30 protein-coding genes are annotated in these 26,140 nt (G+C 71.9%); 12 read left to right on the top strand and 18 right to left on the bottom strand.

Annotation, left to right across the window (positions count from 1 at the left end; translation table 11 throughout):
• Positions 1-41: 41 nt before the first annotated feature.
• The 5 genes from FB453_RS18385 to FB453_RS18365 all read right to left on the bottom strand — a co-directional run bounded on the left by FB453_RS18385 (position 42) and on the right by FB453_RS18365 (position 6,722).
• Entirely contained in the window at positions 42-3,221 is a 3,180-nt protein-coding gene (locus FB453_RS18385; RefSeq protein WP_145791849.1) for a UvrD-helicase domain-containing protein, read from the bottom strand.
• A gap of 61 nt (positions 3,222-3,282) precedes the next feature.
• Positions 3,283-4,527, bottom strand: a complete 1,245-nt coding sequence (locus tag FB453_RS18380) for a metallophosphoesterase (RefSeq protein ID WP_145791847.1) — start codon at positions 4,525-4,527, stop codon at positions 3,283-3,285.
• 13 nt (positions 4,528-4,540) lie between these two features.
• On the bottom strand, positions 4,541-4,795 hold the full coding sequence (locus FB453_RS18375) for a MoaD/ThiS family protein (RefSeq protein ID WP_145791845.1): 255 nt from the start codon (positions 4,793-4,795) through the stop codon (positions 4,541-4,543).
• A gap of 2 nt (positions 4,796-4,797) precedes the next feature.
• The gene (gene moaA, locus FB453_RS18370) at positions 4,798-5,811 is read right to left on the bottom strand and encodes a GTP 3',8-cyclase MoaA (RefSeq protein ID WP_145791843.1); all 1,014 of its coding nucleotides are present in this window, start codon (positions 5,809-5,811) and stop codon (positions 4,798-4,800) included.
• Positions 5,808-6,722 (bottom strand): fructosamine kinase family protein, encoded by a 915-nt coding sequence (locus FB453_RS18365; RefSeq protein WP_145791841.1) that lies wholly within the window; start codon positions 6,720-6,722, stop codon positions 5,808-5,810. The genes moaA and FB453_RS18365 overlap by 4 nt, the downstream gene beginning before the upstream one ends.
• 173 nt (positions 6,723-6,895) lie before the next feature.
• Here FB453_RS18365 and FB453_RS18360 point away from each other — a divergent pair, with 173 nt between their 5' ends.
• The 4 genes from FB453_RS18360 to FB453_RS18345 all read left to right on the top strand — a co-directional run bounded on the left by FB453_RS18360 (position 6,896) and on the right by FB453_RS18345 (position 9,483).
• Positions 6,896-7,939 (top strand): DUF4192 domain-containing protein, encoded by a 1,044-nt coding sequence (locus FB453_RS18360; protein ID WP_145791839.1) that lies wholly within the window; start codon positions 6,896-6,898, stop codon positions 7,937-7,939.
• A gap of 61 nt (positions 7,940-8,000) precedes the next feature.
• Positions 8,001-8,252 carry a hypothetical protein gene (locus FB453_RS18355; protein ID WP_112583887.1) on the top strand — a complete coding sequence of 84 codons (252 nt, stop codon included), beginning with the start codon at positions 8,001-8,003 and terminating at the stop codon, positions 8,250-8,252.
• Entirely contained in the window at positions 8,249-8,647 is a 399-nt protein-coding gene (locus tag FB453_RS18350; RefSeq protein WP_145791836.1) for a hypothetical protein, read from the top strand. Before FB453_RS18355 ends, FB453_RS18350 begins: the two co-directional genes overlap by 4 nt.
• A gap of 119 nt (positions 8,648-8,766) precedes the next feature.
• Complete coding sequence (locus FB453_RS18345) at positions 8,767-9,483, top strand: GAP family protein (protein ID WP_145791834.1); 717 nt, start codon at positions 8,767-8,769, stop codon at positions 9,481-9,483.
• 13 nt (positions 9,484-9,496) lie between these two features.
• On the opposite strand, the gene fdhD is transcribed toward FB453_RS18345, so the two are convergent.
• Positions 9,497-10,363, bottom strand: a complete 867-nt coding sequence (gene fdhD, locus FB453_RS18340) for a formate dehydrogenase accessory sulfurtransferase FdhD (protein ID WP_112724981.1) — start codon at positions 10,361-10,363, stop codon at positions 9,497-9,499.
• A gap of 164 nt (positions 10,364-10,527) precedes the next feature.
• On the opposite strand from fdhD, the gene mobA reads away from it, so the two are divergent.
• From mobA to FB453_RS18325, 3 genes are all read left to right on the top strand, one after another.
• Positions 10,528-11,262, top strand: coding sequence for an NTP transferase domain-containing protein (mobA, locus tag FB453_RS18335; protein ID WP_145791832.1), 735 nt, complete (start codon positions 10,528-10,530; stop codon positions 11,260-11,262).
• On the top strand, positions 11,259-11,525 hold the full coding sequence (locus FB453_RS18330; protein ID WP_145791830.1) for a DUF6457 domain-containing protein: 267 nt from the start codon (positions 11,259-11,261) through the stop codon (positions 11,523-11,525). The genes mobA and FB453_RS18330 overlap by 4 nt, the downstream gene beginning before the upstream one ends.
• Before the next feature lie 81 nt (positions 11,526-11,606).
• Positions 11,607-12,713, top strand: a complete 1,107-nt coding sequence (locus FB453_RS18325) for a T3SS (YopN, CesT) and YbjN peptide-binding chaperone 1 (RefSeq protein WP_112583882.1) — start codon at positions 11,607-11,609, stop codon at positions 12,711-12,713.
• 6 nt (positions 12,714-12,719) lie between these two features.
• On the opposite strand, the gene FB453_RS18320 is transcribed toward FB453_RS18325, so the two are convergent.
• Together FB453_RS18320 and FB453_RS18315 are read right to left on the bottom strand one after the other, a co-directional pair.
• Positions 12,720-13,676, bottom strand: a complete 957-nt coding sequence (locus FB453_RS18320; protein WP_145791827.1) for a zinc-binding dehydrogenase — start codon at positions 13,674-13,676, stop codon at positions 12,720-12,722.
• A 72-nt stretch (positions 13,677-13,748) separates the two neighbouring features.
• Positions 13,749-14,213 carry an Lrp/AsnC family transcriptional regulator gene (locus FB453_RS18315; RefSeq protein ID WP_030331732.1) on the bottom strand — a complete coding sequence of 155 codons (465 nt, stop codon included), beginning with the start codon at positions 14,211-14,213 and terminating at the stop codon, positions 13,749-13,751.
• A 59-nt stretch (positions 14,214-14,272) separates the two neighbouring features.
• Here FB453_RS18315 and ddaH point away from each other — a divergent pair, with 59 nt between their 5' ends.
• Positions 14,273-15,106, top strand: a complete 834-nt coding sequence (gene ddaH, locus FB453_RS18310; protein WP_486480329.1) for a dimethylargininase — start codon at positions 14,273-14,275, stop codon at positions 15,104-15,106.
• Between the two features lie 66 nt (positions 15,107-15,172).
• Here the strand turns inward: ddaH and FB453_RS18305 are convergent, their stop codons facing one another.
• Together FB453_RS18305 and FB453_RS18300 are read right to left on the bottom strand one after the other, a co-directional pair.
• Entirely contained in the window at positions 15,173-16,360 is a 1,188-nt protein-coding gene (locus tag FB453_RS18305; RefSeq protein WP_112583879.1) for an ABC transporter substrate-binding protein, read from the bottom strand.
• Between the two features lie 81 nt (positions 16,361-16,441).
• Positions 16,442-17,239, bottom strand: coding sequence for an alpha/beta fold hydrolase (locus FB453_RS18300; RefSeq protein WP_145791825.1), 798 nt, complete (start codon positions 17,237-17,239; stop codon positions 16,442-16,444).
• An 84-nt stretch (positions 17,240-17,323) separates the two neighbouring features.
• Between FB453_RS18300 and FB453_RS18295 the strand changes: the two genes are divergently transcribed.
• A complete protein-coding gene (locus FB453_RS18295; RefSeq protein WP_091396749.1) occupies positions 17,324-17,926 on the top strand; it encodes a bacterial proteasome activator family protein in 603 nt (200 codons plus the stop codon).
• Between the two features lie 2 nt (positions 17,927-17,928).
• Here the strand turns inward: FB453_RS18295 and FB453_RS18290 are convergent, their stop codons facing one another.
• The 3 genes from FB453_RS18290 to FB453_RS18280 form a co-directional block, all read right to left on the bottom strand.
• On the bottom strand, positions 17,929-18,741 hold the full coding sequence (locus tag FB453_RS18290) for an HAD family hydrolase (protein ID WP_091396753.1): 813 nt from the start codon (positions 18,739-18,741) through the stop codon (positions 17,929-17,931).
• A complete protein-coding gene (locus FB453_RS18285) occupies positions 18,741-19,562 on the bottom strand; it encodes an HAD family hydrolase (RefSeq protein WP_112583875.1) in 822 nt (273 codons plus the stop codon). The genes FB453_RS18290 and FB453_RS18285 overlap by 1 nt, the downstream gene beginning before the upstream one ends.
• A gap of 280 nt (positions 19,563-19,842) precedes the next feature.
• A complete protein-coding gene (locus tag FB453_RS18280; protein WP_145791823.1) occupies positions 19,843-20,583 on the bottom strand; it encodes a hypothetical protein in 741 nt (246 codons plus the stop codon).
• Positions 20,584-20,714: 131 nt separating this feature from the next.
• Between FB453_RS18280 and FB453_RS18275 the strand changes: the two genes are divergently transcribed.
• The 3 genes from FB453_RS18275 to FB453_RS18265 all read left to right on the top strand — a co-directional run bounded on the left by FB453_RS18275 (position 20,715) and on the right by FB453_RS18265 (position 22,476).
• Positions 20,715-21,146, top strand: coding sequence for an OsmC family protein (locus FB453_RS18275; protein ID WP_145791821.1), 432 nt, complete (start codon positions 20,715-20,717; stop codon positions 21,144-21,146).
• Between the two features lie 149 nt (positions 21,147-21,295).
• Positions 21,296-21,643 carry a metallopeptidase family protein gene (locus FB453_RS18270; RefSeq protein WP_181518411.1) on the top strand — a complete coding sequence of 116 codons (348 nt, stop codon included), beginning with the start codon at positions 21,296-21,298 and terminating at the stop codon, positions 21,641-21,643.
• A 110-nt stretch (positions 21,644-21,753) separates the two neighbouring features.
• Entirely contained in the window at positions 21,754-22,476 is a 723-nt protein-coding gene (locus tag FB453_RS18265) for an AIM24 family protein (protein ID WP_112583872.1), read from the top strand.
• Between the two features lie 87 nt (positions 22,477-22,563).
• On the opposite strand, the gene pheA is transcribed toward FB453_RS18265, so the two are convergent.
• From pheA to FB453_RS18240, 5 genes are all read right to left on the bottom strand, one after another.
• Positions 22,564-23,517 carry a prephenate dehydratase gene (pheA, locus tag FB453_RS18260; RefSeq protein ID WP_145791819.1) on the bottom strand — a complete coding sequence of 318 codons (954 nt, stop codon included), beginning with the start codon at positions 23,515-23,517 and terminating at the stop codon, positions 22,564-22,566.
• Positions 23,518-23,527: 10 nt separating this feature from the next.
• The gene (locus FB453_RS18255; RefSeq protein WP_112736801.1) at positions 23,528-24,022 is read right to left on the bottom strand and encodes a hypothetical protein; all 495 of its coding nucleotides are present in this window, start codon (positions 24,020-24,022) and stop codon (positions 23,528-23,530) included.
• 207 nt (positions 24,023-24,229) lie between these two features.
• Positions 24,230-24,619, bottom strand: a complete 390-nt coding sequence (locus FB453_RS18250) for an ACT domain-containing protein (protein WP_112724985.1) — start codon at positions 24,617-24,619, stop codon at positions 24,230-24,232.
• Positions 24,620-24,694: 75 nt separating this feature from the next.
• Complete coding sequence (locus FB453_RS18245; RefSeq protein ID WP_112583869.1) at positions 24,695-25,153, bottom strand: hypothetical protein; 459 nt, start codon at positions 25,151-25,153, stop codon at positions 24,695-24,697.
• A 169-nt stretch (positions 25,154-25,322) separates the two neighbouring features.
• A complete protein-coding gene (locus FB453_RS18240) occupies positions 25,323-26,060 on the bottom strand; it encodes a hypothetical protein (protein WP_112583868.1) in 738 nt (245 codons plus the stop codon).
• Positions 26,061-26,140: the final 80 nt, after the last annotated feature.

The raw sequence follows: 26,140 nt of genomic DNA, 5'->3' as shown, positions 1-26,140 counted from the left end.
AGTGCAAGATCGACAGGGCGTGGTGCGTGGAGGACCGGGGGTCAGATCAGGCGGAGTTGGCGGTCCTTGGGGCGACGGGGTTCGGCTTCGCCGAAGCGTTCGAAGAGGCCGGGGTCGATGGTGCCGAGGAACGGCGAAGGTGCGCAGTCGCGCTCGGTGCCGTGCCGGGTGCGGCGGGCGGCGTGACTGACGTACAGCCGGTCCTGGGCTCGGGTCAGGCCGACGAAGAAGAGCCGGCGCTCCTCGGCGACGGCTTCCTCGTCGGGCGTCGAGCCCGGCCAGCGCAACGGCAACAGCCCGTCCTCGACACCGACCAGGAAGACCACCGGGAACTCCAGGCCCTTCGCGGCGTGCAGGGTGAGCAGCGTGACCGCCTCGGCACGCGGGTCGAGCGCGTCCACCTCCGCGCCGGTGGCCAACTGCGACAGGAAGGCCTCCAGGTCGTCACCGCAGCGTCGGGCCAGCGGGGTCAGCAGGTCCACGGCCGAGCGGACGTCCTCGGGACGGACCATGCTGCCGGCGCCATCCAGGGTGGGCACGGCGAACCGCTCGGCGACCACCTGACCGGCCAGCCGCACACGGGCGGCCAGTGAGCCGGCCAGACCGTCGGCGTGCCGTAGCTCGCGGGCGATGGCGGCCACCCCGGGCCGGTCCCGCAGCCGGTCGTGGGAGCGCTTCTGCACTGGGATGTTCGCCCGGGTCAGGGCATCCACGATCGGGGCGGCCTGCGCGTCGGTGCGGTACAGCACGGCGATGTCGGAGAACGACAGCGAGGTGGACCTGCCGTCGATGCGGCCCGAGTCCAGCGAACGGTGCGACAACCCGCCGACCAGATCGTCGACGGTACGCACCACGAAGTCGGCCTCCTCCGCCACGGACGCCGCCGGGTAGCGCCCAACCAACGGCGCCTCCGGATCGAGCCGGGCCGGGTCCAGTCGCCGACCCCGGACCAGCGAGGACGGCGCGATGGCCTGCACGGCGGCAGCCAGGATCGGGGCCGACGAACGGTAGTTGCGGTTGAGCCGGACCAGTCGGGCGTCGGTGAAGTCCTCGGAGAAGCGCAGGAAGTAGCCGACGTCGGCGCCCCGGAACGAGTAGATGGCCTGGTCCGGGTCGCCGATCGCACAGAGGTTGCCGTCGGCGGGGCTGAGCAGGCGCAACAGCTCGTACTGCACCTCGTCGACGTCCTGGTACTCGTCGACGAAGATCCACCGCCAGCGGTCCCGGTACCGTTCGACCAACTTCCGGTCGGCCCGCAGCAGTTCCACCGGCAGGGTCACCAGTTCGTCCAGGTCGACCAGGTCCTGCTTGCGCAGCAGCGACACGTACGCGGCGCTGTCGTCGCCGGCCTCGGTGCGTGCTGCCGCCCGCTCGGCGTCGTCGGCGATCCGGAAGTCGGCCGGGAGACCCGCAGCGTCGGCGTTCTCCCGCAGGATGGTCAACCCCAACGCGTGGAACGTACCCACTGTGACGTCCTCGGCGACCGGGCCGAGCAGGCCGTCGAGCCGGTGCCGCAGCTCCTCGGCTGCCCGGCGGGTGAACGTGATCGCGAGGCAGTGCTCGGGAAAGACGTTCAGCTCCGCGCAGAGGTACGCGATCCGGTGGGTGAGCGTCCTGGTCTTGCCGGTGCCCGGACCGGCCACGATGAGCAGCGGACCGCCGGGAGCGGAGGCGGCCACCCGCTGCATGGCGTCGAGCCGGTCCAGCAGGCCGGTGCCGACCTCCTCCATGCCGGAGAGCATCGGCTCGAACGGCTCGTGCGGAGACGGCGGCGACGCGATCGGCGGCGCGGGCGCCGGGGCCGGCTTCCGCTTCGGCTCCGCCTTCGCCGCCGCCGGGCGCTTGGCCGGGACCCGGGGAGCCGACTCCGCGGGTCGTCGCTGCGCCGGCACCGGTACGTCGAACAGCGTCTCCTGCGCGCCCAACTCGGCCGGGTCGAAGAGCGTGATCACGCCGTACTCGCCGTCGTAACCGGGCACCCGGCGGACGTCGCCGCGCCGCAGCCGCCCGATGCCCTCCGCGAGCAGCTCACCACCGGCCTGCGCGATCTCGGTCAGCGGCGTCGTGGTCAGGATCTCCAGCTCGGGGCCGAGCGTGGCCAGCAGCTCGTTGAGCCGTCCCTCGACCTTCTTCGACCGGGCACCCACCTTGTTGATCTCGCCGAGGATCTCGGCCAGCGGCACTAGGTGGGTGACGTCCCGGGCGTGTGCCGGCCGGTGCCCGTCCGGGCGGTCCGCCAACTCCTCGATCCGGCTGAGGACGCCCACGGTGAGGGGTTTGCCGCACTCGGGGCAGCGCCCGTCGGCCGCACGGGTGCGCTCCGGAGACCAGTTGACCCCACACAGCCGGTGCCCGTCCGCGTGGTACTTGCCCTCCTCCGGGAAGAACTCGATCGTCCCGGACAGGCCGTCACCGGTACGCAGCGCCTCCCGAACGGCGAAGTAGTCCCGTTCGACGGTCAGCACGGTCGCCTCCCGGCCGAGCGCCGGCGGCGAGTGCGCGTCCGAGTTGGACACCAGTTGGTAGCCGTCCAGGCTGCCGACCCGCCAGTTCATGGCGGGGTCGGAGGAGAGCCCGGTCTCCACGGCGAAGATGTGCTCGGCCAGGTCCGCGTAGCAGTCCGCGATCGCGTCGAAGCCGGACTTCGAGCCCAGCGCGGAGAACCAGGGGGTCCAGATGTGTGCCGGCACCAGATAGCCGTCCGGGCTGGCCTCCAGGGTGATCTCCAGCAGGTCGCGGGAGTCCAGTCCGAGGATCGGCCGGCCGTCGGAGCCGAGGTTGCCGATCCGGCCCAGCGCGGTGTTGAACCGGGCCACCGCGTCCAGATCCGGCAGGTAGATCAGGTGGTGCACCTTGCGGGTCCGGTCGTCCCGCTTGTAGATGGTGGAGATCTCCACACTCAGCATGAAACGGACCGGGTCCGCCTCCGCGGTCTGCGCGAGCCGGGGTGGCAGCCGACGGGCGATGTCCCGTTCCGCCTCCGGGTCGAGCCGGTAGAGCCCCGGTTCGGCCGGGCGCAGCGTCTCCCGCAGGTGGTCGTACCAGGCGGGGTGGGTGAAGTCGCCGGTACCGAGCAGGCCGATGCCCTTACGCCGGGCCCACCAAGCGAGGTTCGGCAAGGTGAGGTCACGGCTGCACGCGCGCGAGTACTTCGAGTGGATGTGCAGGTCCGCGACGAATGGCGGTAGGCCACCGGGGGGTACGGCGCTGAACGGGGGCACGCCGCATCCTGTCACGCCCGCCGCGCCGGCCACCCGCCGCCACGCGCGGACGTGACCTCCGCTATGCCGAGCGCAGCTCGACCAGACTGATCTGCGGCTCCGCGCCGACCCGGACCGGCGGCCCCCAGAAACCGGCGCCGTTGGTCACGTAGACCTTGGTGCCGTCGACCTCGCCGAGCCCGCTGACCACCGGCTGCTCCAGCCCGACGGCCAGGTTGAACGGCACCATCTGCCCACCGTGGGTGTGCCCGGACAGCTGCAGGTCGACGCCGTACCGGGCGGCCTCCTTGGCAGCCAGCGGCTGGTGCGCGAGCAGGACCACGGGTCGGCTCGGGTCGCGGTCGCCGAGAGCGGCGGCGAAGTCCGGTCCGGCGGCGAGGCCGGTGCCCGCCCCGGTGAGGTCGTTTACGCCAGCCAGGTCGAGCACACCGCCCCGGGCCTGGATCTCCTGCCGCCGGTTCTGCAGCACCCGCAGACCGAGCCGGTCGACCTCCTGGACCCACTCCTCCACGCCGGAGTAGTACTCGTGGTTGCCGGTGACGAAGAAGCTGCCGTAGCGGGAGCGCAGGTCGCGCAGCGGCGCGGCGGCCGAGCCGAGCTCGGCCACGGAGCCGTCGACCAGGTCACCGACGACCGCGACGATGTCCGCGTCGAGCCGGTTGATCGCGGCGACGATCCGCTCGGTGTGCGCCCGGCCGCGCAGCGGGCCGAGGTGGATGTCGGAGACGGTGGCGATGCGCAGACCGTCCATGCTGCGGGGAAGTTTGGCCAGCGGGATCCGCACCCGGTCGAGATGCGGCGGGCCAAGCGCCGTGCGGATGCCGTACCCAGTGACGCCGGTGGCGGTGAGGCCGGCGAAGATGGCCGCCCCACGGGCCAGCAGCAACCGCCGGGACGGGTCGTGGTCCGGTGCCGCTACGGCGCCGGCTGCCGGTGGCTCGGTCGGCCCGGCGGCACCGACCAGCACCGGCTCGGGCGCGGCGGTGGTGGGCTCCGCGGCAACCACCCGGCGACGCAGCACCAGCCGGGTGACCAGCATCGGGACTTCCAGCACGACCAGTACGACCAGCAGGTAGAACATCAGCGCGAGCCACAGATAGCCCGGCCAGGCGAGCCAGTAGAGCCCGGCCTGCGTCCCGGCGAGGGTGACCGGCACGAGCAGGGCCAGCACCAGGGCGGCGATCCCGCCGATCCGTCGCCAACGGCCCGGCGTGGTGGTGTCCCGTACGAGTCGCTTCCACAGGTAGAGGTGGATGAGACCGGTGACCAGCGCCAGGACAGCCACGAACCCCAGAACCGCCATCATGTGTGCGCCTCCCTCAGCCGCCCGCGAACGGGGGCAGGACATCGATCGTGGCCCCGGCCGGCAGGGGTGCCTGACGATCATGACAGGTGACGCCGTTCACGAGGAAACTCGCCACCCGCAGCACCCCGGCGAGCCGGTCTCCGTGGCGCTGGGTCAGCTCGGCCGTGAGGTCGTCGAGTGACCGCCCGGCGGGGATGGCCTCCTCGGCGCGGCCGGCGGCGGCGCGGGCGCCGGCGAAGTAGCGGATGGTCAGCGCTGGCCCCTCCACGCTCAGCCTCCGATCGCGGACATCGGTCGGGTCGGCTGGAGGAAGGTGGGGTCGTCGATGCCGTGCCCGGCGCGCTTGCCCCACATCGCGGTACGCCAGCGCCGGGCCAACTCGTCGTCGTCCGCGCCGGTGCGCAGCGCGGCGCGCAGATCCGATTCTTCGGTGGCGAAGAGGCAGGCGCGGACCTGACCGTCGGCGGTCAGTCGGGTGCGGTCGCAGTCCCCGCAGAAGGGGCGGGTGACGCTGGCGATCACACCGACCCGGGCGGGGCCTCCGTCGACCAGCCAGGTCTCCGCCGGTGCCGCGCCGCGCTCGGCCGGGTCGGGGCTCAGATGGAAGACGGTACGCAGCGACGCCAGGATCTCCTCGGCGGTGACCATGGTGTCGCGAGCCCAACCGTGCTGGGCGTCCAACGGCATCTGCTCGATGATCCGCAGTTGGTAGTCGTGATCGAGGGCGAAGCGGAGCAGCGCCGGCGCCTCGTCCTCGTTGACACCCCGCATCAACACTGAATTGATCTTCACGGGGCTGAGCCCGGCGGCCGCCGCCCCGGCGAGCCCGGCCAGCACCGCGTCGAGGCGGGGGCGGCGGGTGAGCTTGGTGAACCGGTCCGGGTCCAGGGTGTCCAGTGAGACGTTCACCCGGTCCAGGCCGGCCGCCCGCAACGCCGGGGCCAGTCGGTCCAGGCCGATGCCGTTGGTGGTCAGCGAGACCCGGGGGCGGGGTTCGAGGGCGGCGACAGCTGTCACGATGTCGACCAGCCCGGGTCGGATCAGCGGCTCACCGCCGGTGAACCGCACCTCGGTCACGCCGAGCAGCTCGACAGCCACCCGGACCAGCCGGACGATCTCCTCGTCGGACAGCAGCTCGGGGCCGGCCAGCCAGGGGAGACCTTCCGCCGGCATGCAGTAGGTGCAGCGCAGGTTGCACTTGTCGGTGAGGGACACGCGCAGGTCCCGGGCGACACGGCCGTACCGGTCGACGAGGACGCCGTCGGTCCCCGGGGCGACGCTCACCTGTCGACCGTAGCGCGCTCGGCCCGGCTCAGGACGCCGCGGGCGGTCTGGACGACCACATCTCGGAAGTTGACGCCGAAGAGTGCGGTGTGCACGAGCAGCAGATGCAGCTGATGCACTGGCACCCGGTCACGCCAGCCGTCCGGTAGTGGCCAACTCTCCTGATAGGCGGCCAGCACCCGATCGAGGTGGGGGATGCCGCCGAAGAGGGCGAGCTGGGCGAGATCCGTCTCCCGGTGCCCACCGTGCGCCGCCGGGTCGACGAGCCAGGCCCGGTTGTCGGCCCCCCACAGCACGTTGCCCGGCCACAGGTCGCCGTGGATGCGCGCGGGCGGCTCGTCGCCGCCGAGCCCGTCGAGGCGACCGATCACCTGCTCGACCAGAGCGGCATCGGCGCTGGTCAGCGCGCCACCGTCGACCGAGCGTCGCAGGTAGGGGGTGAGGCGCCGCTCGGCGAACCAGGTCGACCAGCGCCCGCCGGTGGGGGTGTTGTCCTGTGGGAGTGAGCCGATGAACCCTGGCCAGGTGGCACCGAAGGCGGTTGCGCCCGCCCGGTGCAGCCCGGCCAACTCCCGGCCGAAGCGCTCCGCGGCCTCCGGCGTCGGTTCGCCGGGCTCCACCCAGTCGAGCGCCAGCAGCTCCGGCAACACCACGATCACCTCGGGTACGCCGACCGCGCCCGCCTCCCGCAGCCAGCTCAGGCCGGCGGCCTCGGCGGCGAAGAAACCCTCCGGCGCCGGCTGGTCGGCGCCTTCGGGCCAGGACTTGGCGAAGACGGAGTGGCCGTCGTCGAGGGTGAGCCGGGCGGCCGCGCAGATGTTTCCACCGGCGACCGGCGTCTCCCGGAGCCGCTGATGGGTCCGGAAGGTCGGGAGGTGTGTCGGATGCGCGCGCAGGTACGCCAGGTCCATCAGCGCACGGTAACCGCTCCTTACGACAGCCAGGTGTCGCCCGACGACATCGGCGCTCTTTCCGCACCCGTAGGTGTGGCGTGAGCAGGGGAAACACGTTCAGTAACTGTGGATAAGTCGCGTGTCGTCCACAGGGGTGGCAGGGCCCGGTACGCCCGCCGCAGGCTTCCGACATGACCTCGACCGAACGCCCTCAGCTCGCCGTCCGCTCACCAGCCGACCTGATCGCCGCTGTGCCGTACCTGCTCGGCTTCCATCCCACCGACAGCGTGGTCGCCGTGGCGCTGGTCGGTCGACAGATCGTCTTCGCCGCCCGCGCGGACCTGCCCGATCCGACCGAGCTGGGCGGATTGGCCGGGCACCTGGCCGGTGTGATCCGCCGGCAGGGCGCGGAGGCCGCCACCGTGGTGGGTTACGGGCAACCGGAGCGGGTCACCCCGGCCGTGGACGCGGTGCGCGACGCGCTCAACGACTTCGGGCTGCACGTGCTCGACGCGCTGCGGGTGACCGACGGCCGCTGGTGGTCCTATCTCTGCACCGAGCCCGACTGCTGCCCGCCCGAGGGTCGCCGCTACGACCCGACCGTCAACCGGCTGACCGCTTCGGCGGTCTTCGCCGGTCAGGTCGCACTCCCCGACCGGGGCGCCCTGGTGGCGCAGGTGGCACCGGTGGACGGCCCGGCCCGGGAGGCGGCCCGCGCGGCCACCGCCCGCGCCGAGCTGAGACTGGCCGAGCTGGTCGAGCAGGCACCCGAGAGCGATCTGCTCGGTGCGCGGGCGCTGCGCGCCGCCGGGGTGGCGGCGGTCCGCGAGGCCCAGCGCCGGCAGCGGCGTGGTGAGCGGCTCGACGACGACGAGGTGGCCTGGTTGAGCCTGCTGATGACCCACCTGCCGGTCCGCGATCACGCGTGGGAACGCACCGACGGCCGGGACCGGGACATCGCCCTCTGGACCGACGTGCTGCGCCGCGCCGAGCCGGAGGCGGCCGCGGCGCCGGGCGCGCTGCTGGCGTTCGCCGCCTGGCGCGCCGGACAGGGCGCGTTGGCGGCGGTCGCGCTCGAACGCACGCTGAGCCTGCACCCCGACTACTCACTCGCCCTGCTGCTGGACGACCTGCTCCGACGGGGCGTGCCCCCGGCCGAGCTGGACGGCTGGCCGTCGGTCGGGATGCCCGGCGTCATCCGGCCCCGCCGACGGAGCCGACGTGGCCGCCGCTGACCAGCCCCACCGTCCGCGTGGTAATACCGCCGGTGCTACCGAGGTTGATAGGCTGGCGGACGTGACCGTGAAGCGCTCCGTGAGCCTCCCCGACGACGTCGCGGACTGGCTCGACCAGCAGCCCAACGTCTCGGCCGCCATCACCGCGGCGGTACGGGTGCAGATGGCCCGCGTGCACCTCGACGAGGTGCTGCGGCGAGCAGGCATCGAGGTGACCGAGGCGGGTCGGGCGCGATGGCGGGAGCGCCTGGCGACGCCCATTCCTGCGGACGCTCTGGCCGAGGGACGCCGGATGTTGGGAGGCGCCGGATGAGCGATCAGATCGCTGTCGTGTTCGACGCGTCGGCGTTGACGGCTTACATCGAGGGCAACGTCTCGGTGGGGGAGTTGATGCTGGAGGTCGCCGACGAGGGTCGGCAGGTGGCCATCCCCGCGACCTGCCTGGCTGTCGCCTTCGCGAGCGTGGCCGACGAGATCGACGCCGCGCTACTGGCCCTGATGATGACTGCCCCGATGATCCGACTGCTGCCGCTCGACGCCGAGGACGTGCGCGACACCGGCAAGCTGGCCCGCGCCGCGGCCGGAGACATCTCGTTCGGCCAGGCCGCCCGTGCGGCACTCACCCACGAGGCGCACTACGCGACAGTGCAACCCACTGTGGCGGCGAAGGTGCTCCCCACCAACTGGAGCATCCTCAACCTGGCGTGACGGGTCCTCCGGCGACGCCTCCGTCGAAGGATGTACGCGTTGCTCCTGTCCACGGCCGACGCGGACAGGTCACCGCCGCCGGAGAATGATCTCGTGGCCGTTCTCCGCGTTGGTACGACATGACCCCCGAGTTGCTGCTGTCGCTGGCCGGGCTGGCGTTGATCGACAGCACCAGCATCGGCACCCTCTTCATCCCCGTCTGGTTGCTGCTCGCCCCCGGGCCGGTCAACGTCCGGCGAATCCTGGGCTACCTCGCCACCATCGCGATGTTCTACCTCGCGGTTGGGCTGCTACTGGTCTGGGGAGGCAGCAGGCTGGGCGACGCGCTGGGCGGCGCCCTGGACAACCGGGGCGTCCTCTGGGCACAACTCGTCCTCGGCGTGGGAATGCTGGCGCTCAGCTTCCGCTACGACGGCAAGCGGCGCCCCCGTACCGGTGGTGTTTTGCGCTGGCGGGACCGGGCCACCGCCGGAGATTCCTCGGCCCGCTGGTTGGTCGGGCTCGCGCTGCTCGCGGCGCTTGCCGAGGTGGCGACCATGCTTCCGTACCTCGGTGCGGTGGGTCTGTTGGCCACCTCGGGAGTGGGAGCGGCGAGCGTGGTGGCGCTGCTTGCCGGGTACTGCCTGGTCATGGTGCTGCCGGCGGTGTTGTTGCTGGGTGCCAGGGTGGCCCGCCCGCGACTGGTCGAGCCGGTGCTGGCCCGCCTGAACAACTGGATCGTCACGAAGGCGGGCAGCGCGTTGGGCTGGATCCTCGGCATCGCCGGTTTCCTGATCGCCCGTGATGCCGCCGCACGGCTGGCCCTGTTCGACCTGATCGATCGGATCGGTCGCTGACGGGCCGCTCGGGTCAGGCTGGCTGCTCCACCGTGATCCGGTGCGGCCCGGTGTAGACGTTCATGGTCCGCCCGCGCAGGAAGCCGACAAGTGTCATCCCCGCCTCGTCGGCCAGTTCCACGGCGAGGGTGCTCGGGGCGGACACTGCGGCCAGCAGCGGCAACCCCGCCATCCACGCCTTCTGGGTCAGTTCGAAGCTGGCCCTTCCGGAGACCAGCAGCAGGTGCCCGGCGAGCGGCAGTCGACGTTCCCGCACGGCCCAGCCGATCACCTTGTCCACGGCGTTGTGCCGGCCCACGTCCTCCCGGAGCACCACCAGCTCACCGTCGGGGGTGAACAACCCCGCGGCGTGCAGCCCACCGGTCCGATCGAAGCCGCGCTGGGCGGCGCGCAACCGGTCGGGCAACTCGGCGAGCAGCGTGGCCGGCACGCTGAGCGGGTCCGCCGCGACCGGGAAGAGCGATCGGGTGCGTACCGCGTCGATGCTGGCCTTGCCGCAGACCCCGCAGGAGCTGGTCGTGTAGAAGTTCCGGGACGGGTCGGTGGTCGGTTCCGGTACGCCGGGGGCGAGCACCACGTCCACCACGTTGTACGTGTTCGGCGTCTCCGCGCCGGCGCAGAGTTGCGCGGTCAACACGTCGTCGGTCGACCGGATCAGCCCCTCCGTCAGCAGGAACCCGATGGCCAGGTCCAGATCGTCACCGGGGGTACGCATGGTGACGGCGAGCGGCCGGCGTCGGCCTGGGCCGGCCGCGCCGACCCGGATCTCCAGCGGCTCCTCGACGGCGAGCGTGTCCGGTCGGCGGACGGATCCGCGTCCGGCGGTCGCCGCGTCCAGGTCGATCCGGAGTACGCCCCGTCGATCAGTTGCCCGTCCCATCCCGCCATCCTCCACCCCACTCCAACCCCAACCACCCCCAACCCCGCGCGTTGATCATGAAGTTGTCCGCGCGTGTCGTCGGTGAGTCGAGCGATAACTCCATGATCACCGAGGTGAGGTGAGGGGTCGGCACGATCGAGCGCCGGCACGGCTACGGTGGCCGGATGGGGACGTACGCCGCCGTGGTGCTCGCGGGTGGGGCCGCCCGACGGATGGGCGGGCTCGACAAGCCCGCGCTTCCGGTCGGTGGCCGATCGATGCGTGACCGGGTGCTGGCCGCCGTCAGCGACGCGACGCCGCGGGTGCTGGTCGGTGCGGCCGACGCCGTGCCGTCGGGTGTGCGGGTCGTCCGGGAGGACCCGCCCGGCGGAGGGCCGGTCGCGGCGGCGGCGGCTGGCCTGGCGCTGCTGGATGCCGACGTCAGCGTGGTCGCGCTGCTCGCCGCCGACCTGCCGCTGCTCACCCGGGCCGCGATCGGTGAACTGCTGAAGCACCTCGAGCCGGAGACCTCCGGCACCGAACCGGCGGGCGGCCGCTCTGCTCCCGCGCCGCCGGACCGCAGCGGCTCTGCTCCGGTGCCGCCGGCCGGCAGTGGCCTTGCTCCGGCGCCGCCGGCCCACAGCGGCCTCGACGGCGAGCGGGGACCGGACGGGGCGTGCTTCGTGGACGGGGACGGGCGGCGGCAGTCACTCTGCGGTGTCTGGCGGGTCGCCGCGCTGCGGGCAGCGGTGCAGCGGTTGACGGTCGAGCGGGGCGGCAGTCTGTCCGGAGCCCCGGTCCGGGCGTTGCTGGCCGGTCTCGTCGTGCGGGAGGTGGCCTGGTCCGGCGAGGGCCCGCCGCCGTGGTTCGACTGCGACACTGACGAGGACGTACGCCGGGCGGAGGAGTGGGCGCGATGACGGTGATGGACGACTGGGTCACGGCGGTGTGCGCCGAGTTGGATCTGGACCCGGCCGCGGTGCCGGTGCCGGCGGTGCTGGATCTGGCCCGGGACGTTGCCCACCAGGTGCTGCGTCCGGGTGCGCCGGTCACCGCGTACCTCTTCGGGTTGGCGGTTGGCCGGGGCGCGGAGCCGGCGGACGCCGCGGCCCGGCTCAGCGCGCTGGTCACCGCCTGGCCGGTCGAGCTGGGTGCCGAACCCACGGACCCGGCAGCCCTCTGACCGCCGCTGTCCGATCCCGGTCCGGGCTGATTCGACCCACGGGCGGCGTGGGTAGGGTGATCGTGACGGACGGAGGCGATCATGACGGCTGACCACCCCTCGGCGCCGCACGGTGAGCTACCCGGCGCTTCGACTGAGCCGCCGGAATCGATCCTGCTCGACGAGCCCAGCACCACCGACCTGCGGGCGAAGGTGACCGAGGCGTGGCGGGAGTTCGCCCGCGCGCTCGCCGTACGGCTGCGGGAACTTCCCGTCGGCGCGCACCTCGACGTGACCCTCGACCCCACCGCCTCCGGCACCGGGGACGCCGTCTATTCGATAAGCGTCGACGTGGACGCGGACCGGGTGCTGTCCGCCCGCGCGGTCGGCAACGCCGCTCTGCCGGCGGGCTACCGACTGGACCGGGGCGCGGTGGCGGACATGGTCGCGCTCGGTTGGTCCCCGCCCGGGGTGGTCGCCGGCTCCGGGGGTTCCTTCGGGCTGAACGCCACGACGGCCGAGTCGACCCAGGTCGCCACGCTGCTCTCCCGCACGCTGCGGGACGTCTACGGGGCTCCGCACCCGGCCTTCCTCGTCTACCTGGTGCACGACGCCGAGGGCGAGCCGTTGGCCGTGGAGCCGCTGGGCACCGCCCGCAGTGAGTTCGGTCCGGACGCCGACGTCGAGGCGGACCTGGAGGAGGCGTTGGCCGAGGCGGCCGCCGCGCAGGTCGAGCGGGACGACGTGCTCGACCTGGCCGAGCGGGTCCGCACCGTGGTCTCGACGATGTTGAAGTCGGACACCGACCGGTTGCAGATCGACTCGGACGGCGACATCACCATCCGCGCCGGCTCGGCGATGGTCTTCGTACGGGTACGGGACAATCCGCCCCTGGTGGACGTCTTCTCCCCGGTGCTCACCGAGGTGGAGCCGACTGAGCGGCTCTACGTCAAGCTCTCGGAGCTGACGAACCGAATGCCGATCGGCCGCCTCTACTGCGCCGACGACACGGTGTGGGCTTCCATCCCGGTGTTCGGCCGCAACTTCCAGGCGACCCATCTGATGCTGGCGGTGCAGGTGATGACCGGTCTCGCCGACGAGTTGGACGACCGTCTGCACGGCGAGTTCGGTGGCAAGCGGTTCTTCGGTGAGGGTGACAAGCCGGTCCGGCGCGACGAGTCGGAGCACCGCACCGGCATGTACCTCTGAGCCTGATCAGGCCACGTCCAGCAGGCTCTTGCCGACCGTCGCGCGCACCTCGATGGCGGCGTGCGCGTCGGCGGCGCGTTCCAGTGGGAAGCGCTGGCCGATGAGCGGTCGCAGCTGACCGGCCGCCGCGTCCGCCAGGGCCTGTTCGGTGTACGCCCGCAGCCGGGCCGGTGGCACATCCGGGCGGACCACTGTGACCTGCCGTGCCGTGGCGGCCTCCGCCGACACCGGGGACCACTCCCCGCTCGCCAGCCCGAAGCTGACCATCCGGCCGCCTGGAGGGAGCAGGTCGAAGGAGGCCCGGGCCACCGAACCACCGACCCCGTCGAGCACCACGTCGACAGCGCCCACCGCAGCGCGGACCTGCTCGGCCCACTCGGGCAGCAGGTAGTCGACGGCCAGCTCGGCGCCCAGGCCGGGTAGCAGGTTCACCTTGCGTCGCCCACCGGCCGCGCCGATCACCCGGGCGCCGGCCCGGGCCGCGAGCTGCACCAACAGGCTGCCGACGCCGCCGGCCGCGGCCTCCACCAGCACCCGGTCACCTGGGCGGACGCCGACCGCCTCGATCAGCATGGTGGCGGTCCGCCCGTCGGCCAGCAGCGCCACCGCCTCGTCCAGAGCCAACCCGGCCGGCACCGTGATCGTCGCCGACGCGTCAACGGCCGCGCGTTCGGCGTAACCGCCGGAACCTCCGGTGGCGCTGACCACCCGCTGCCCGGTAAGCGCCGGGTCGACGTCCGACCCGACCGCCGTGATCACCCCGCCGACGCCGTTGCCGGGGATCAGCGGTGGGGTGAGGCGGAACGGGCCGGGGTGACCGGCGCGCAGTTGCGTCTCGATGAAGGTGATGTTCGCGTGCGCGACGTCGATCAGCACCTGGCCGGGGCCAGGCACCGGGTCGGGCGCGGGGCCGGGCATCAGCACCTCGGGCCCGCCGAACTCACGTAACCAGATCGCCCGCATGGCAGTCCCCTCGGCCCCGATGGGCTGTCTCGCCCACTCGGGGTCAGTCCATCTCCTCAACCTGGGTTGAGGTCAAGAGGTGCCGGCGGACGGGCCGACGCCGGGCGATTCGACCAGCCGGGAGAGCACGATGGTGCTGCGGGTGGAGGTCACGAAGGACTCGGCACGCAGCCGCTCCAGGGCCGCCTCCAGGTGGGCGATGTCGGCGGCGCGCAGGTGCACGAGTGCGTCCGCCTCCCCGGAGACGGTGTACGCGCCGACCACCTCGGGGTGTCGGCGGGCGGCGACGCCGATCTGCGCCGGGGTGGTCCGGCCGGCGCAGAACAACTCGACGAAGGCCTCCGTGGTCCAGCCGACGGCGGCCGGGTCAACGACGGCCGTGAATCCCCTGATGACGCCGGTGGCGCGCAGCCGGTCGACGCGACGCTTGACCGCTGGGGCGGAGAGTGACACCCGGGCACCGATGTCGGCGTAGGAGGCACGGGCGTCCGCGACGAGTAACGCAATGATCCGCTGGTCTACCGCGTCTATCTGCAACGTTCCGCCTCTGGGAAGCAACGCTTGTGGCTGTTTTCAAAGTTCTACGGTACCTACTCTTGGTGACCGTGAACCAGCAGCGTTTCCCGCGAAAGCGGACATATCTCATGTGCTCGCCGGAGTACTTCGCGGTCGAGTACGCGATCAACCCGTGGATGGACGTGACCACCCCGGTCGACCGGGACCTGGCCGTCAAGCAGTGGGACCGGCTGCGCGAGACGCTTGTCGGCCTCGGCCACGAGGTGCACCTGCTCACCGCCGAGCAGGGCCTGCCCGACATGGTCTACGCCGCCAACGGCGGCTTCGTCGTGGACGGCACCGTCTACGGCGCCCGGTTCAAGCACGAACAGCGGGCCGCCGAGGCCGCCGCCCACCACGCCTTCTACGAGGCGCAGGGTTGGCGGTTCATCGCACCCAGCGAGACCAACGAGGGTGAGGGCGACTTCGCGTACGTGCCGGAGGCGCACGGCGGGCTCATCCTGGCCGGGCACGGCTTCCGTACCGAGATCCCCGCGCACGCGGAGTCGCAGGAGGCGCTGGGTCGTCCGGTGGTGTCGCTGCGCCTGATCGATCCCCGCTTCTACCACCTGGACGTGGCGCTCGCGGCCATCGACGACACGAACGTCGTCTACTTCCCGGGCGCGTTCTCGGCAGCCAGTCAGCGGGTGCTCACCCAGCTCTTCCCGGACGCGGTGATCGCCGACGACGAGGACGCGATGGCCTTCGGGCTCAACCTGGTCAGCGACGGCGCGAACGTGGTGCTCAACAGCGAGGCCACCCGCCTGGCCGGCAAGCTCAAGGCGGCCGGATACACCCCGGTCCCCGTCGAGCTGGCCGAGCTGAAGAAGGGCGGCGGCAGCGTGAAGTGCTGCATCGCCGAACTGCGGCACTGACCCGCGAACGTCTCGGGGCCGGCCTCCCACTGGGAGACCGGTCCCGAATCGTGCTCCGGGTGGGCGTCAGCCCAGCGTGGCCAGCTCGTTGATCAGCACGTTCGACATGACCTGACCGTCTCGCTGCACCTCGCGCAGGTACCACTTCTGCTGCGGGGTACGCGGCTGGTTGAACTGCCAGATGCCGCGCGGGCTGTCGATCTGGCCGATCTTGCCCAGGGCCAGGTTGACCTGCTGCGGCGTGGGCTTTCCACCGGTCAGCTGGATGGCCTGGTCGAGCACCTGCGCCGCGTCGTACGACGCCATCGCGTATGTGGTGGGGGTGACCTGGTACTTCTTGCGGTACGCCGAGGCGAAGACCCGGTTCGACGTGTTGTTCAGGTCGGCCGAGTAGTTCAACGCGGTCTGGATGCCCAGCGCGTTGTCCTTCAGGTTCTCCAGCACGGCGCCCTCGGTGAGGAAGCCGGGTGCGTAGATCGGCCCGGCGAACTTCTCACGCAGCTGCTTGATGAACTCCACCGCCGCTGCTCCGGCGAAGAAGCAGAAGACCGCTGTGGGCTTCTTGGCCAGCGCCTTCGTGATGTCCGAGGCGTACGTCGTCTTGCCGGGGTTGGAGGTGGCGTTGGTGTAGGTCACCGGGTCGCCGATCCGCGGGTCGGTCGCGCCGAACTCCTGCCGGAAGCCGCGGACCACGTCCGGGCTGCCGACGTTCTCCGGCATGATGATCGCGATGCGGCCGTTCGCCGGCAGCTGGTCGCGCAGGTACCTGCCCAGCGCCCGACCGGCCTCGTCGAGCACGTACGAGGTCCGCCAGATGTAGAAGACGCTCTGCAGACTGCTCGGTGAGGCGTTGGAGCCGATCAGCGGGACCCGGGCCTGCTCCACGGTGTCCCGGATGCCGACCATCACCGCCGAGTTGACCACGCCGGTGAGTGCCAGCACGCCCTGCTTGAGCAGGCCCTCGACGGCAGCCTTGCCCGTCTTCGCGGTGTCGCCCTCGTCGGCGGTCAGCAGCTCCACGGGGTGGCCGCCGAGCCGCTGGTCGTGCAGGTCGAGGAAGAGCTGGAAGCCGTTGGTGATGTCGTCGCCGATGCTCTTGAAACCACCGGCCTGCGGCGTGATCAAACCGATCTTGATCGGGCCCCGGTCGGCGGTCGACTCGGCGTCACCGTCTGAGCCACACGCGGCGACGAACCCGGTGGTACCGAGCGCGGCCAACAGTTGGAGCGCCCGCCTGCGATTCATCTGCGACACCGAGTTCCTTCCAAGGAAGCGTTGCAGGGCCGAACACCGCCCCACCGGCGTTCTACCTGGTCCGCGACGCTGCGTCAATGGCTAGTGATCATCGTGCAGGGACCGCAACACGGCGAGGACGTGAGGCCAGGCGACGGCCTCCGGGTCGATCAGCCCGAAATGCTCGCATCCGGGCAGTTCAACAAGGGAAATATCGGAACCTGTGGCACGCGCCTCCGCGACGAAATCCCGGCTCATCTCCACCGGGACCTGATGATCGTCAGAGCCATGAACAACTACAGTCCGTGTTCGTATCGGTACCAACATCCGTGGATCCGCCGTCGCGTACCGGTCCGGGACCTCCGCCGGTCCGCCGCCGAGCAGCGCGGCGACCGCGCCCGAGTCCAGATCCCGCCGGTACGCCTCGCCCAGATCGGCCACCGGGGCCAGGGCGAGCACTCCGCTCACCGTCGCCGGGGCGGTGGACGCCACGTACAGCGCCAGGTGGCCGCCGGCGGAGTGCCCGACCAGGATCGGCGCCGCCGGGCTCACCCGGCCGGGCAGCGCCTCGGCGGCCAGACCCGGCAGCTCGGCCACCCCGGTCAGTACGTCGGTCAGGGTGGCCGGCCAGCCGCCTCCGGGCTGCCCGGTGCGGCGGTATTCCAGCTGCGCCACCGGGTAGCCGTCAGCGGCGAGGGCCGCGGCCAGCGGGCCGGTGTGCCGCCGGTCGTACTCGGCCCGCCAGAAGCCGCCGTGCAGGACGACGACCAGCGGCCGGGCCGGCCCGGTTCCGGCCGGGAGGCGCAGATCGGCCACCTGATCGGGGTGGTCCCCGTACGCCACGGTCCGGTCGGGCTCCGGTGCGGGCCGGGTCAACACGGCGCGCGGGTCGACAGGCATGGCGCGACGGTAGCGCGCCCCGCCCGGGTGGTTCGGCCCCGGTAGTCGGTCCCGGCCGGCATGGTTCGCGCCCGCTGGGTAAAGATGGACCCCATGACCGAAGCGCGCTCCGCTGGACAGAACGACGAGCCCGGCCCCGACGACTCCGGCCACTCCGGCACCGTGGTGGTGGTTGGCCCGGACGGCCGACCGATCGGCACGATGCAGACCGACGAGGGCCAGGGCGAGGACCCGACCCGCCTGGTCGAACAGCCGGCCAAGGTGATGCGGATCGGCAGCATGATCAAGCAGTTGCTGGAGGAGGTGAAGGCCGCACCTCTCGACGACGCCAGCCGCAACCGGATGCGGGAGATCCACGAGCGGTCGATCGTCGAGCTCAAGGAGGGCCTCGCCCCCGAGCTGCGCGACGAGTTGGAGCGCATCTCGCTGCCCTTCGCCGAGGACAAGGCCCCCAGCGAGGGCGAGCTGCGGATCGCGCACGCCCAGCTCGTCGGCTGGCTGGAGGGCCTGTTCCACGGCATCCAGGCGGCCCTGGTGGCCCAGCAGATGGCCGCCCGGGTGCAGCTGGAGCAGATGCGCGGCGGCCGGCAGGCACTGCCCAGCGGCCCCGGCGGGGTCGTCCCCGGGATGCCGGGCATCGGCCAGCCGGGCGGCGGCGAGGGCCACAACACCGGTCAGTACCTCTGACCTCAGTCCACCCCGAAGATCTTTTCCAGGTACGCCGCCACGCCGTCCTCGGTGTTCGCCGTCGTCACGTCGTCGGCGACCGCCAGGACGGCGCGGTGCGCGTTGGCCACCGCCACACCACGCCCGGCCCAGGTCAGCATCGGCACGTCGTTGGGCATGTCGCCGAAGGCCAGCACGTCCGCCGCGGCCACCCCGAGCTGGTCGCAGTACCAGGCCAGCCCCGCCGCCTTGGTCACCCCCGCCGCCGAGATCTCCACCAGCCCGGAGGACGACGAGTGCGTGGCCTCGGCCAGCCCCGCCACCGCCGTGGCGATCAGCTCGGCGAAGGCATCCGGGTCCTGCTCGCCGGCTCGGGCGAGGAGCTTCACCGCCGGGACCGAGAGCAACTCCTCCGGCGTCTCGATCGGCCGGATGCCGTTGGCGTCGGCGTCCCAGCGCAGCGGGTAGTGCGCCTCGTGCCGCATCTCCCGGCTGTCCAGGATCTCCACGGCGAAGCTGATGCCGGGCACCTCGGCCCGTAGCCTCCGGGCGACCTCGGCCAGGTGGTGCGGGGCGAGCGGGTCAGCCCGCACCACCTCGTCGGAGAACGGGTCGTAGACCACGGCGCCGTTGGCGCAGACCGCCGGCAGCGGTCGGGCGAGCTGGTCGTACACCATCTTGAGCCAGCGGACCGGACGGCCGGTGACCAGGACGACCGGCGTGCCTCGCGCGGAGATCCGCGCGAGCAGGTCAGCGGTGCGTGGGCTGACGGTGTGGTCGTCGCGGATCAGCGTGCCGTCGATGTCGGTGGCAATGAGGCGGGGTGTGTCTCCCATTACCGGGACAGTAGCCGGTCCAGATACACCGCCACCCCGTCGTCGTCGTTGCGCAAGGTCACCTCGTCGGCGGCGGCACGCAGCGCGGGGTGTGCGTTGGCCACGGCCACCCGCGACCAACCGGCCCACTCGAACATTGGCAGGTCGTTGGGCATGTCACCGAAGACCAGCACATCGGCCGGGTCGACCCCGAGGGTCTGCGCCACCACGGTCAGCCCGGTCGCCTTGTCCACGCCGGGCGGGCAGATCTCGATGAAGCCGAGACCGGCCTGGGTGAGCGTCGCGACCTGCGGCGAGACGATCCGGCGGGCCACCGCCAACAGTTCGTCCACGTGGTGGTCAGCGGTCCGGGCGAAAGCCTTGATCACGTCGCAGGCGAGGCACTCGTCGCGAGTGCGTGCCTCGAAGCGGTCCTGGTAGGGCCAGCTCTCGTGATAGTCGCCCCACAGCGGGGCGTCGTGCTCGTCGGACGCCTCGACCATCACGGTCAGTGGGCCGACCTCCGCCTCCAGGTCGGCGAGGAGCCGGGCCAGCACCTCGGCGGGCAGCCGCTCGTCGCGGAGCACCACCGGGCCGCTCGGGTCGCTCTGGTCGACCACCCGTCCGCCGCCGGCCATCACCAGGAAGTCGGCGGCGCGGATGTCGTTGCGGGTCAACTCGGTCAGCCGAGGGCCGCGTCCGGTTGCGCCGACCACCGGAATTCCGGCGGCGCGCACCCGGTCGAGCACCCCATGGGTGTACGCGGAGACGGTGTCATCGCTGCGGACCAGCGTCCCGTCGAGGTCGGTCGCGATCAACTTGGGCAGTCCCGGGCGGGTCATCGTTCCTCCTTCGCCCGCCGCCGTCGCACCTGCCGTGGCCAAGGAAACCGGGGCCCGGCGTGACGGCGGGCAGCAACCGTACCTCGCGGAACCGGTCGCATCCATGGCTTCCAGGCGAATCGGACGCCAACCCCGGGCACCCGCCAGATGACCGCCCCGCGCTATCCCACTCCCCGCGCGATCTTGCACTCTCGGTTGCTGATTCGCGTGTTACGCACCCTTTGTCCGGACAGCAACTGCAAGATCGGCGACGCGAGGGGTGGCGAGGGTGGGGTGGAAGTCAGGGCTGGGGGTCGGGGCGGGCGAAGGGGGCGGCGGGGGTGACCGTGAGGTCGGCTGGAGCGGGGAGGCCATCCTCGATCGGGTCGGGGTTCCGGCGCCGGCGCCAGGGCCGTGGTGCTGGCGCGTCGCCGGGCCGGTCATCGTCTGGTGGCCCGGCGAACACGCCGGAAGGCGTCGCGGGGGTCAGCCGCAGGGCGGCCGCGAACAGCACACAGGCGACGAAGGCCATCACCAGCCCACGGCCGTACTCGATGTGAAAGCCGTCCTCGAGCGAGTAGAAGAAGTTTCGCTGACCGGGGTTGTCGAGGCCGGCCGTGGCGGCCACCAGCAGCACCAGCAGGGCACCGGCCAGGGTGAGGCCGGCCAGCCGGGCGTTCGGCCGCACGGCCGCCGTGCCGCGCAACGTCAGCGCCACGGCGCAGACGAGGGCGAGAAGCCCGACCAGGTAACCGACCCCGAAGCCACCGACCTCGGACACCCCGGCGGGCACCTCGAACGTCGCGTTCCCCTCGGGCCCGCCGTTCGGCAGGCTCATCACCAGCCACTCACCGACGAGCGAGGCGACAGCGGCCACTGCGCCCAGACCGGCGAGCAGCAGGGGCAGCCGAGGATCCTGCGCGAGATCGGCCAGGGACAAGGCGAAGCGGCGTCGCGGGGCCCGCTCGTCGGCACCCCACTCGATCACCGCCGGGGCCTCGGATCGGTCGCCCTGCCGCGGGATTGGAAGCTCCTCGGACATCGGCCACCCTTCCGCCGGTCACGGACCTGTGTCGCATCATGGCACAGCAAGCTGGTGGTGACCGGGATCGCAGGGCTGGCGAGCGCGCCGCTCTGTCGCTCGGCGGTCGCCTTTCCGCTAGCGTTTGCCCCATGCCTATCCGTACCGCTTCAGCACAATGGCAGGGCAATCTCACCGAGGGCGCGGGCACCGTCCGCACCGGTAAGGGCGGCCTGTCCGGCAACTACTCCTTCAAGTCGCGCTTCGAGGAGGGTGAGGGCACCAACCCCGAGGAGCTGATCGCCGCCGCGCACGCCGGCTGCTTCTCGATGGCGTTCTCCAAGGCGCTTGCCGACGCGGGCTCGACGGCCACGTCGGTCGAGACCACCGCCAAGGTGCACCTGGACAAGACCGACGCCGGCATGACCGTGACCCGGATCGACCTTGAGACGGTCGGCCAGGTCCCGGGGATCGACGACGCGGAGTTCCAGAAGCTCGCCGAGGCCGCCAAGGCCAACTGCCCGATCTCCCGCCTGCTCTCGCCGGGTGCCGAGATCACCCTCAACGCCAGTCTGGCTGCCTGAGCTAGCCGGACCACACCGTACGTCCACGGAAGGAGCCTCCGCCCGGTCCCGGGTGGTCGCTTCTTCCGTGCATGTGCGGATGACGGCCACTGTCGTCCAGCAGGACCGGGCCGCGTGTCCCCGCGTCGGGCACAATGGGCGAGGTGCCGGTGGAGATGAGCCGTGAGCGCTTCGAGGAGTTGGTCGGCGAAGCCCTCGACGAGGTGCCCGAAGAACTACTCGGCCTGATGAACAACGTGGTGATCCTGGTCGAGGACGACCCGCCACCGGGCGAGGTCGACCTGCTCGGCCTCTACGAGGGGTATGCGCTCACCGAGCGCGGTTGGGACTATGCCGGCGTGCTGCCCGACCGGATCTTCATCTACCGCCGTCCGATCCTTCGGATCTGCGACAACGACGAGGACGTCATCGACGAGGTGGCGGTGACAGTGGTGCACGAGATCGCCCACCACTTCGGCATCGACGACGCGCGCCTGCACGCGCTGGGCTGGGGCTGAGCCCGCGCCGCTCGACCCGCCCGCGCCGCGCCGTCCGTCCGATGGCCGGTGCTTGCCGAGGTCGCCTACCGTCGGTGCAGCGAACGCGACCCTATTCAGGAGGCCCTTTCATGCGCAGCGAGCTGTTCTCCGCGGAGAATCTGGAGAAGGAGTCCGCGCAGCCCGGCATGCGGTTGCAGAACTCCAAGATGTTGAAGATCGAGCTCAACGGCGAGGCGATGGCCCGGGTCGGGTCGATGGTCGCCTACCAGGGGAATGTGCAGTTCCAGGCGTTGGGTTCAGGTGGCCTCGGCAAGTTCCTCAAGCAGAAGCTCACCGGCGAGGGCGTCCCGCTGATGAAGGTCACCGGCCAGGGTGACGTCTTCCTCGCCGAGCTGGCCAAGGACGTGCACATCATCGACCTGGAGCCGGGCGACGCCCTCTCCATCAACGGCAGCAGCGTGCTCGCCTTCGACTCCACCCTCCAGTACGACATCAGGATGGTCGGCGGCGCCGGGATGGCGTCCTCGTCCGGCCTCTTCAACTGTGTGTTCAGCGGCTACGGGCGGATCGCCATCACCACCAAGGGCACCCCGGTCGTGCTGAACGTGGACGCCCCGACGTACGTCGACCCCCAGGCCGCGGTCTGCTGGTCGGCCAACCTCCAGACCGGCTACCACCGGGCCGAGCAGCTCGGCCTCGGCACTCTGCTCGGCCGCCGCACCGGTGAGTCGTTCACCATGAGCTTCGCCGGTCAGGGCTTCGTGGTGGTGCAGCCGTCCGAGGAGCCGCCGGTCCTGGGCAGTGGCCAGCAGCAGCAGGAGGGCGGTCTGCTCGGCGGTCTGCTGAGCTGACCGGGAGTGGCGTGGGGCGCACCTGATCTGTCGAGCTGATTGCGGCGGCGCGGGCACTCCCGTTCTCTTGGGGGCGCTCCGCGCCGGTCAGGTCAACTCACCGGTACGCAGGCGGGTCAGCCAGGCCGCCGCGTCGGCGTAGTCGACGTCGGAGAGGCCCGCTGGCGCGGGCACCGGGCGTTCGCCCGCCTCGGCCCACCGGTGCCGGGGGTAGGAGCCCAGGAAGCGGACGTCGGCACAGACCCTGCGGAGCCCCTGCAACGCCTCGCCCAGGCGTACGTCGGCCACGTGGCCGGTGCAGTCCAGGAAGAAGACGTAGCGGCCCAACGCCTCGCCGGTCGGCCGGGATTCGATCCGGGTCAGGTTGACCCCGCGGACGGCCAACTCCATCAGCACGGACAGCAGCGCGCCGACCCGGTCGTGGGCGATGTAGACCGCGAGCGAGGTGAGGTCGTCACCGGTCGGCGGCGGTGGCGGCCCGGGGCGGGACACCAGCGCGAACCGGGTCACCGCGTCGGGGTGGTCGGCGATCTTGTCGGCGAGTGTGGTGAGTCGGTGCCGCGTGGCTCCGATCGGTGCGCAGATCGCCGCGTCGTACTCGCCCCTGCCGGCACCGGCGGCGGCCGCGCCGTTGGAGAGCACGTCGACCACCACGGCGTCGGGCAGGTGGTCGCGCAACCAGCCCCGGCATTGGGTGGACGCCTGTGGATGGGCCGCCACGGTGCGGATCGAGGGCAGCGGGGTGTCGGGCCGTGCGGCGAGCACGAACTCCACCGACAGGATCACCTCCCGGGTGATCACCAGCGGCTCGCCCTCGGCCATCTCGTCCAGCGTGACGCCCACCGCGCCGCCGATCGAGTTCTCCAGTGGCACCAGCGCGGCGTCGGCGTCGCCGGCGCGGACGCTGTCCAGCGCCTCTCCGACGCTGCGGGCGGGCGTACGGGTGCCGCGCTCGGCGGCGGGTATGGAGCGCAGGGCCTGCTCGGCGAAGGTGCCCTCTGGCCCGAGGAAGACGAAACGTGTCGGCGGTGTTCCCGGCATGCCGATCAGCCTACGCACCCGGTCCGTTGGCCGGGCCGGCGTCGCAGGCGAGGGCGCGAATCCCGGCCGGGCTGGTGGCGCGTACCTCGATGGTGCAGACGTCCGTTCCGGCGGTGACCAGCACCGGGGAACCGGGCTCACCCCGGGTGACCACCTGGAGTTCCTCGTGCCCGGTCACCGTCAGCACTGTGAACTGCCAGTCGCCGGCGCAGAGCGGCCCGGTGCGGACCTGGACCCGGACGTTCGCCGGCAGCACTCCGGCCCGGCCGCGCAACAGTTGCAGCACCCGCTGGCCGGTCGGCCCGTTGCGGCAGGCCGTCGCGACCAACCCGGCGTCCGGGGTGGGTGTGACCGTACCGAGAGACGGCGCGGTGGTCGGCGGGGTGGCCGGTGGGGTGCTCGGACCGGACGGTGTCGGGGCCGCGGTGTGGGTGGGCACGCTGGTCGGCTCCCCCAGCCCGGGTGGGGCGCCACAGCCGGCCAGCGCCGCGACGGCGAGCACCATCGGCAGGACTCGGACGAGGCTCCGCGCCGGAACGCGGTCGGCTGCCCGGCCAGGAGTCGCCGGTGGGGGGTGGATCGTCGACCGCGGTGAGGGGGACGCGGGCGGGGGTGGGGTGAACGGCACGGGCCGATCCTCGGGACATCGGAGAATTCGTCGCGGCCGGGGTGGCCGAGCCCATCGTAGGGTGAGCGGCCGGTCGGGTGAAGGTCAGCCGGTGACGCGGTGCCCGGCGCGCTGGAGCGCGGCCGTGCCCTCGGTCAGCCGGACGGTCGGCACCAGCAGATAGTCGGTGTCGAACGTGGAGAACGTGACGGCGCTGACCCGTGCCTCGGCGAGCGGGTCGACCAGCGCGGCCAGGCTGCCGGTGCCGGCCAGCGCCACCGGGGCGGTGACCCGTAGGCAGCGCCAGGTCGTCTCCACCACGGCCTGTGCCGGCGCCCGGTCGGTCGGGCAGATCACGGAGATCCCGTCGGAGGTCCAGCTCACCGTCACCACGTCTGCGCCGCGCAGCCCGCTCGACAGCGCGTACGGCAGGGTGGTGCCGGCGGCCAGCCGACACACAGCGTATTCCCCCGGCAGCAGAGCGATATCGAGCATGAGGGCACCCTACGGCCTTCGTGATGACCCACCCCGGCAACGCCGCGTGCGGCGAAGGACACACCGCGCCGCAGGTCAGACCTCGGAGAAGAAAGTGAGTGAGCCGGCGACGGTGCCGTCGGTGAGCACGGGGGTGGAGATCGCGTCGACTGTCGCGTCGGAGCTGTTCGCCGAGGCGGCCTGCACCCTGAGTAGCCCACGAGCGAGTCGGCCGGAGGAGAGCGCCAGCAGGGGCGGAATCTTGTCGATCTCGGCTTCGGTCAGCTCGCCCCGGTTGGCGGTGAAGTCGAGCAGGCGCAGCCCGCCATCGAGCAACGGTCGCCCGATCAGCCCGGCCGGCTCACCGAGACAGAGCAGCTCGCAACCGGCCGTGGAGATCGCCACCACCCGAGTGTCGGCGTCGATCAGCAGGCACGGCTCGTCGGCCCGGGAGACTGTCGACGACCATTGGCCGACGTTGTCGGACTCCGGCTCTGTCGAGGCCCGCGCCGCCGGCACGAACGCTTCCGAGAGCGAAAGTTCGACGTGGGCCACCGCGCCTCCTATGTGCACCGATCGACTGTCCACGCTAGCGGGTCGCCGACGGAATCACCGAGCGCACCGGGTCACCGGGGCGCACAGGGTGAACCGAGGCGACCGGTGACGGCGCGGAGACCGGTGAGGTGAACGGGGGGACCGGAGCCGCGTGGCGTCGCCGGTGACGTTACCGGCGGTGGGCCGGCTTGTCAGCGGCCGTTCGGCCCTCGTCGTACCACCGGTAGTCGGCGGTTGGACGGTACGTGCCGTTCAGCCAGGTGCCCGGGTGCTGCGCGACCCGGGAAAGCTTCTCGGCGGTCGCGGGGCTGATCCGGCTGCCGCCGGCCACGAGCAGCCGGTCCAGTTCCCGGTGGGTGGCCATCAGACAGTCCTTCGGAAGGCCGTAGACGCTGATCACGCCCGAGCCGACGAAGGTCAGCACCGGCGTCACCGGAACGGGCAGCCCCACCGCCTCGGAGAGCGCCTTGCTGGCCCGCTTCGCGTCCCGGCGGGACTCGGCCACGTACGGGGGCCGCTTGCCGTTGATCTGCACCACGTCTCCGGCGACGAGCACCCTGGCTCGGCCGTGGTCGGCGATGGTCACGGCGAAGAGGCCACTCGGCCCGATGGCGAGGAACCCGGCTCGCTCGTCCTGACCGCGGTCGAGGACGTCTGTCACGTCGGTGCGCGGCCACTCGATCACGTGCCAGGCGGGCCCGAGGTGGTCGAGTTGACCCAACGCCCGTGCCCCGGCCGCCTCCAGGCGGCGTGCACCCCGCTCGGCCCGACGGCGGCGGGCCCATTCGAGCGGTGTCGGACGGACCGGTTCGAGAACCCCCGGCGCCTCGACGCGGGGGTGTGGCACCGCGACGGGCGGCAGTGCCCGAGCGGACGGTACGGCTCGTCGTGCGGGAAAGACAGTCATCGCGACCTCCGGCAAAAGGTCCCTCGAAGTTATGTCCTCACTACCCTACGTTGCCACTACCGGTGTTCGGCAAGCCGGAA

This window comes from Micromonospora sp. CNZ322 (genome assembly GCF_007827755.1).
Note: the sequence above shows the minus strand (reverse complement) of the source record. Positions and strands in the feature narration are given on the sequence as shown.

Bases quoted from the DNA above. Each gene is read 5' to 3' on its own strand.
- FB453_RS18380 (WP_145791847.1), bottom strand. From the start codon at position 4,527: ATGATGGCGGTTCTGGGGTTCGTGGCTGTCCTGGCGCTGGTCACCGGT.
- FB453_RS18365 (WP_145791841.1), bottom strand. From the start codon at position 6,722: ATGGACCTGGCGTACCTGCGCGCGCATCCGACACACCTCCCGACCTTC.
- FB453_RS18360 (WP_145791839.1), top strand. From the start codon at position 6,896: ATGACCTCGACCGAACGCCCTCAGCTCGCCGTCCGCTCACCAGCCGAC.
- FB453_RS18350 (WP_145791836.1), top strand. From the start codon at position 8,249: ATGAGCGATCAGATCGCTGTCGTGTTCGACGCGTCGGCGTTGACGGCT.
- FB453_RS18345 (WP_145791834.1), top strand. From the start codon at position 8,767: ATGACCCCCGAGTTGCTGCTGTCGCTGGCCGGGCTGGCGTTGATCGAC.
- fdhD (WP_112724981.1), bottom strand. From the start codon at position 10,363: ATGGGACGGGCAACTGATCGACGGGGCGTACTCCGGATCGACCTGGAC.
- mobA (WP_145791832.1), top strand. From the start codon at position 10,528: ATGGGGACGTACGCCGCCGTGGTGCTCGCGGGTGGGGCCGCCCGACGG.
- FB453_RS18330 (WP_145791830.1), top strand. From the start codon at position 11,259: ATGACGGTGATGGACGACTGGGTCACGGCGGTGTGCGCCGAGTTGGAT.
- FB453_RS18325 (WP_112583882.1), top strand. From the start codon at position 11,607: ATGACGGCTGACCACCCCTCGGCGCCGCACGGTGAGCTACCCGGCGCT.
- FB453_RS18320 (WP_145791827.1), bottom strand. From the start codon at position 13,676: ATGCGGGCGATCTGGTTACGTGAGTTCGGCGGGCCCGAGGTGCTGATG.
- FB453_RS18300 (WP_145791825.1), bottom strand. From the start codon at position 17,239: ATGCCTGTCGACCCGCGCGCCGTGTTGACCCGGCCCGCACCGGAGCCC.
- FB453_RS18295 (WP_091396749.1), top strand. From the start codon at position 17,324: ATGGACCCCATGACCGAAGCGCGCTCCGCTGGACAGAACGACGAGCCC.
- FB453_RS18290 (WP_091396753.1), bottom strand. From the start codon at position 18,741: ATGGGAGACACACCCCGCCTCATTGCCACCGACATCGACGGCACGCTG.
- FB453_RS18285 (WP_112583875.1), bottom strand. From the start codon at position 19,562: ATGACCCGCCCGGGACTGCCCAAGTTGATCGCGACCGACCTCGACGGG.
- FB453_RS18280 (WP_145791823.1), bottom strand. From the start codon at position 20,583: ATGTCCGAGGAGCTTCCAATCCCGCGGCAGGGCGACCGATCCGAGGCC.
- FB453_RS18275 (WP_145791821.1), top strand. From the start codon at position 20,715: ATGCCTATCCGTACCGCTTCAGCACAATGGCAGGGCAATCTCACCGAG.
- FB453_RS18265 (WP_112583872.1), top strand. From the start codon at position 21,754: ATGCGCAGCGAGCTGTTCTCCGCGGAGAATCTGGAGAAGGAGTCCGCG.
- pheA (WP_145791819.1), bottom strand. From the start codon at position 23,517: ATGCCGGGAACACCGCCGACACGTTTCGTCTTCCTCGGGCCAGAGGGC.
- FB453_RS18255 (WP_112736801.1), bottom strand. From the start codon at position 24,022: ATGGTGCTCGCCGTCGCGGCGCTGGCCGGCTGTGGCGCCCCACCCGGG.
- FB453_RS18250 (WP_112724985.1), bottom strand. From the start codon at position 24,619: ATGCTCGATATCGCTCTGCTGCCGGGGGAATACGCTGTGTGTCGGCTG.
- FB453_RS18240 (WP_112583868.1), bottom strand. From the start codon at position 26,060: ATGACTGTCTTTCCCGCACGACGAGCCGTACCGTCCGCTCGGGCACTG.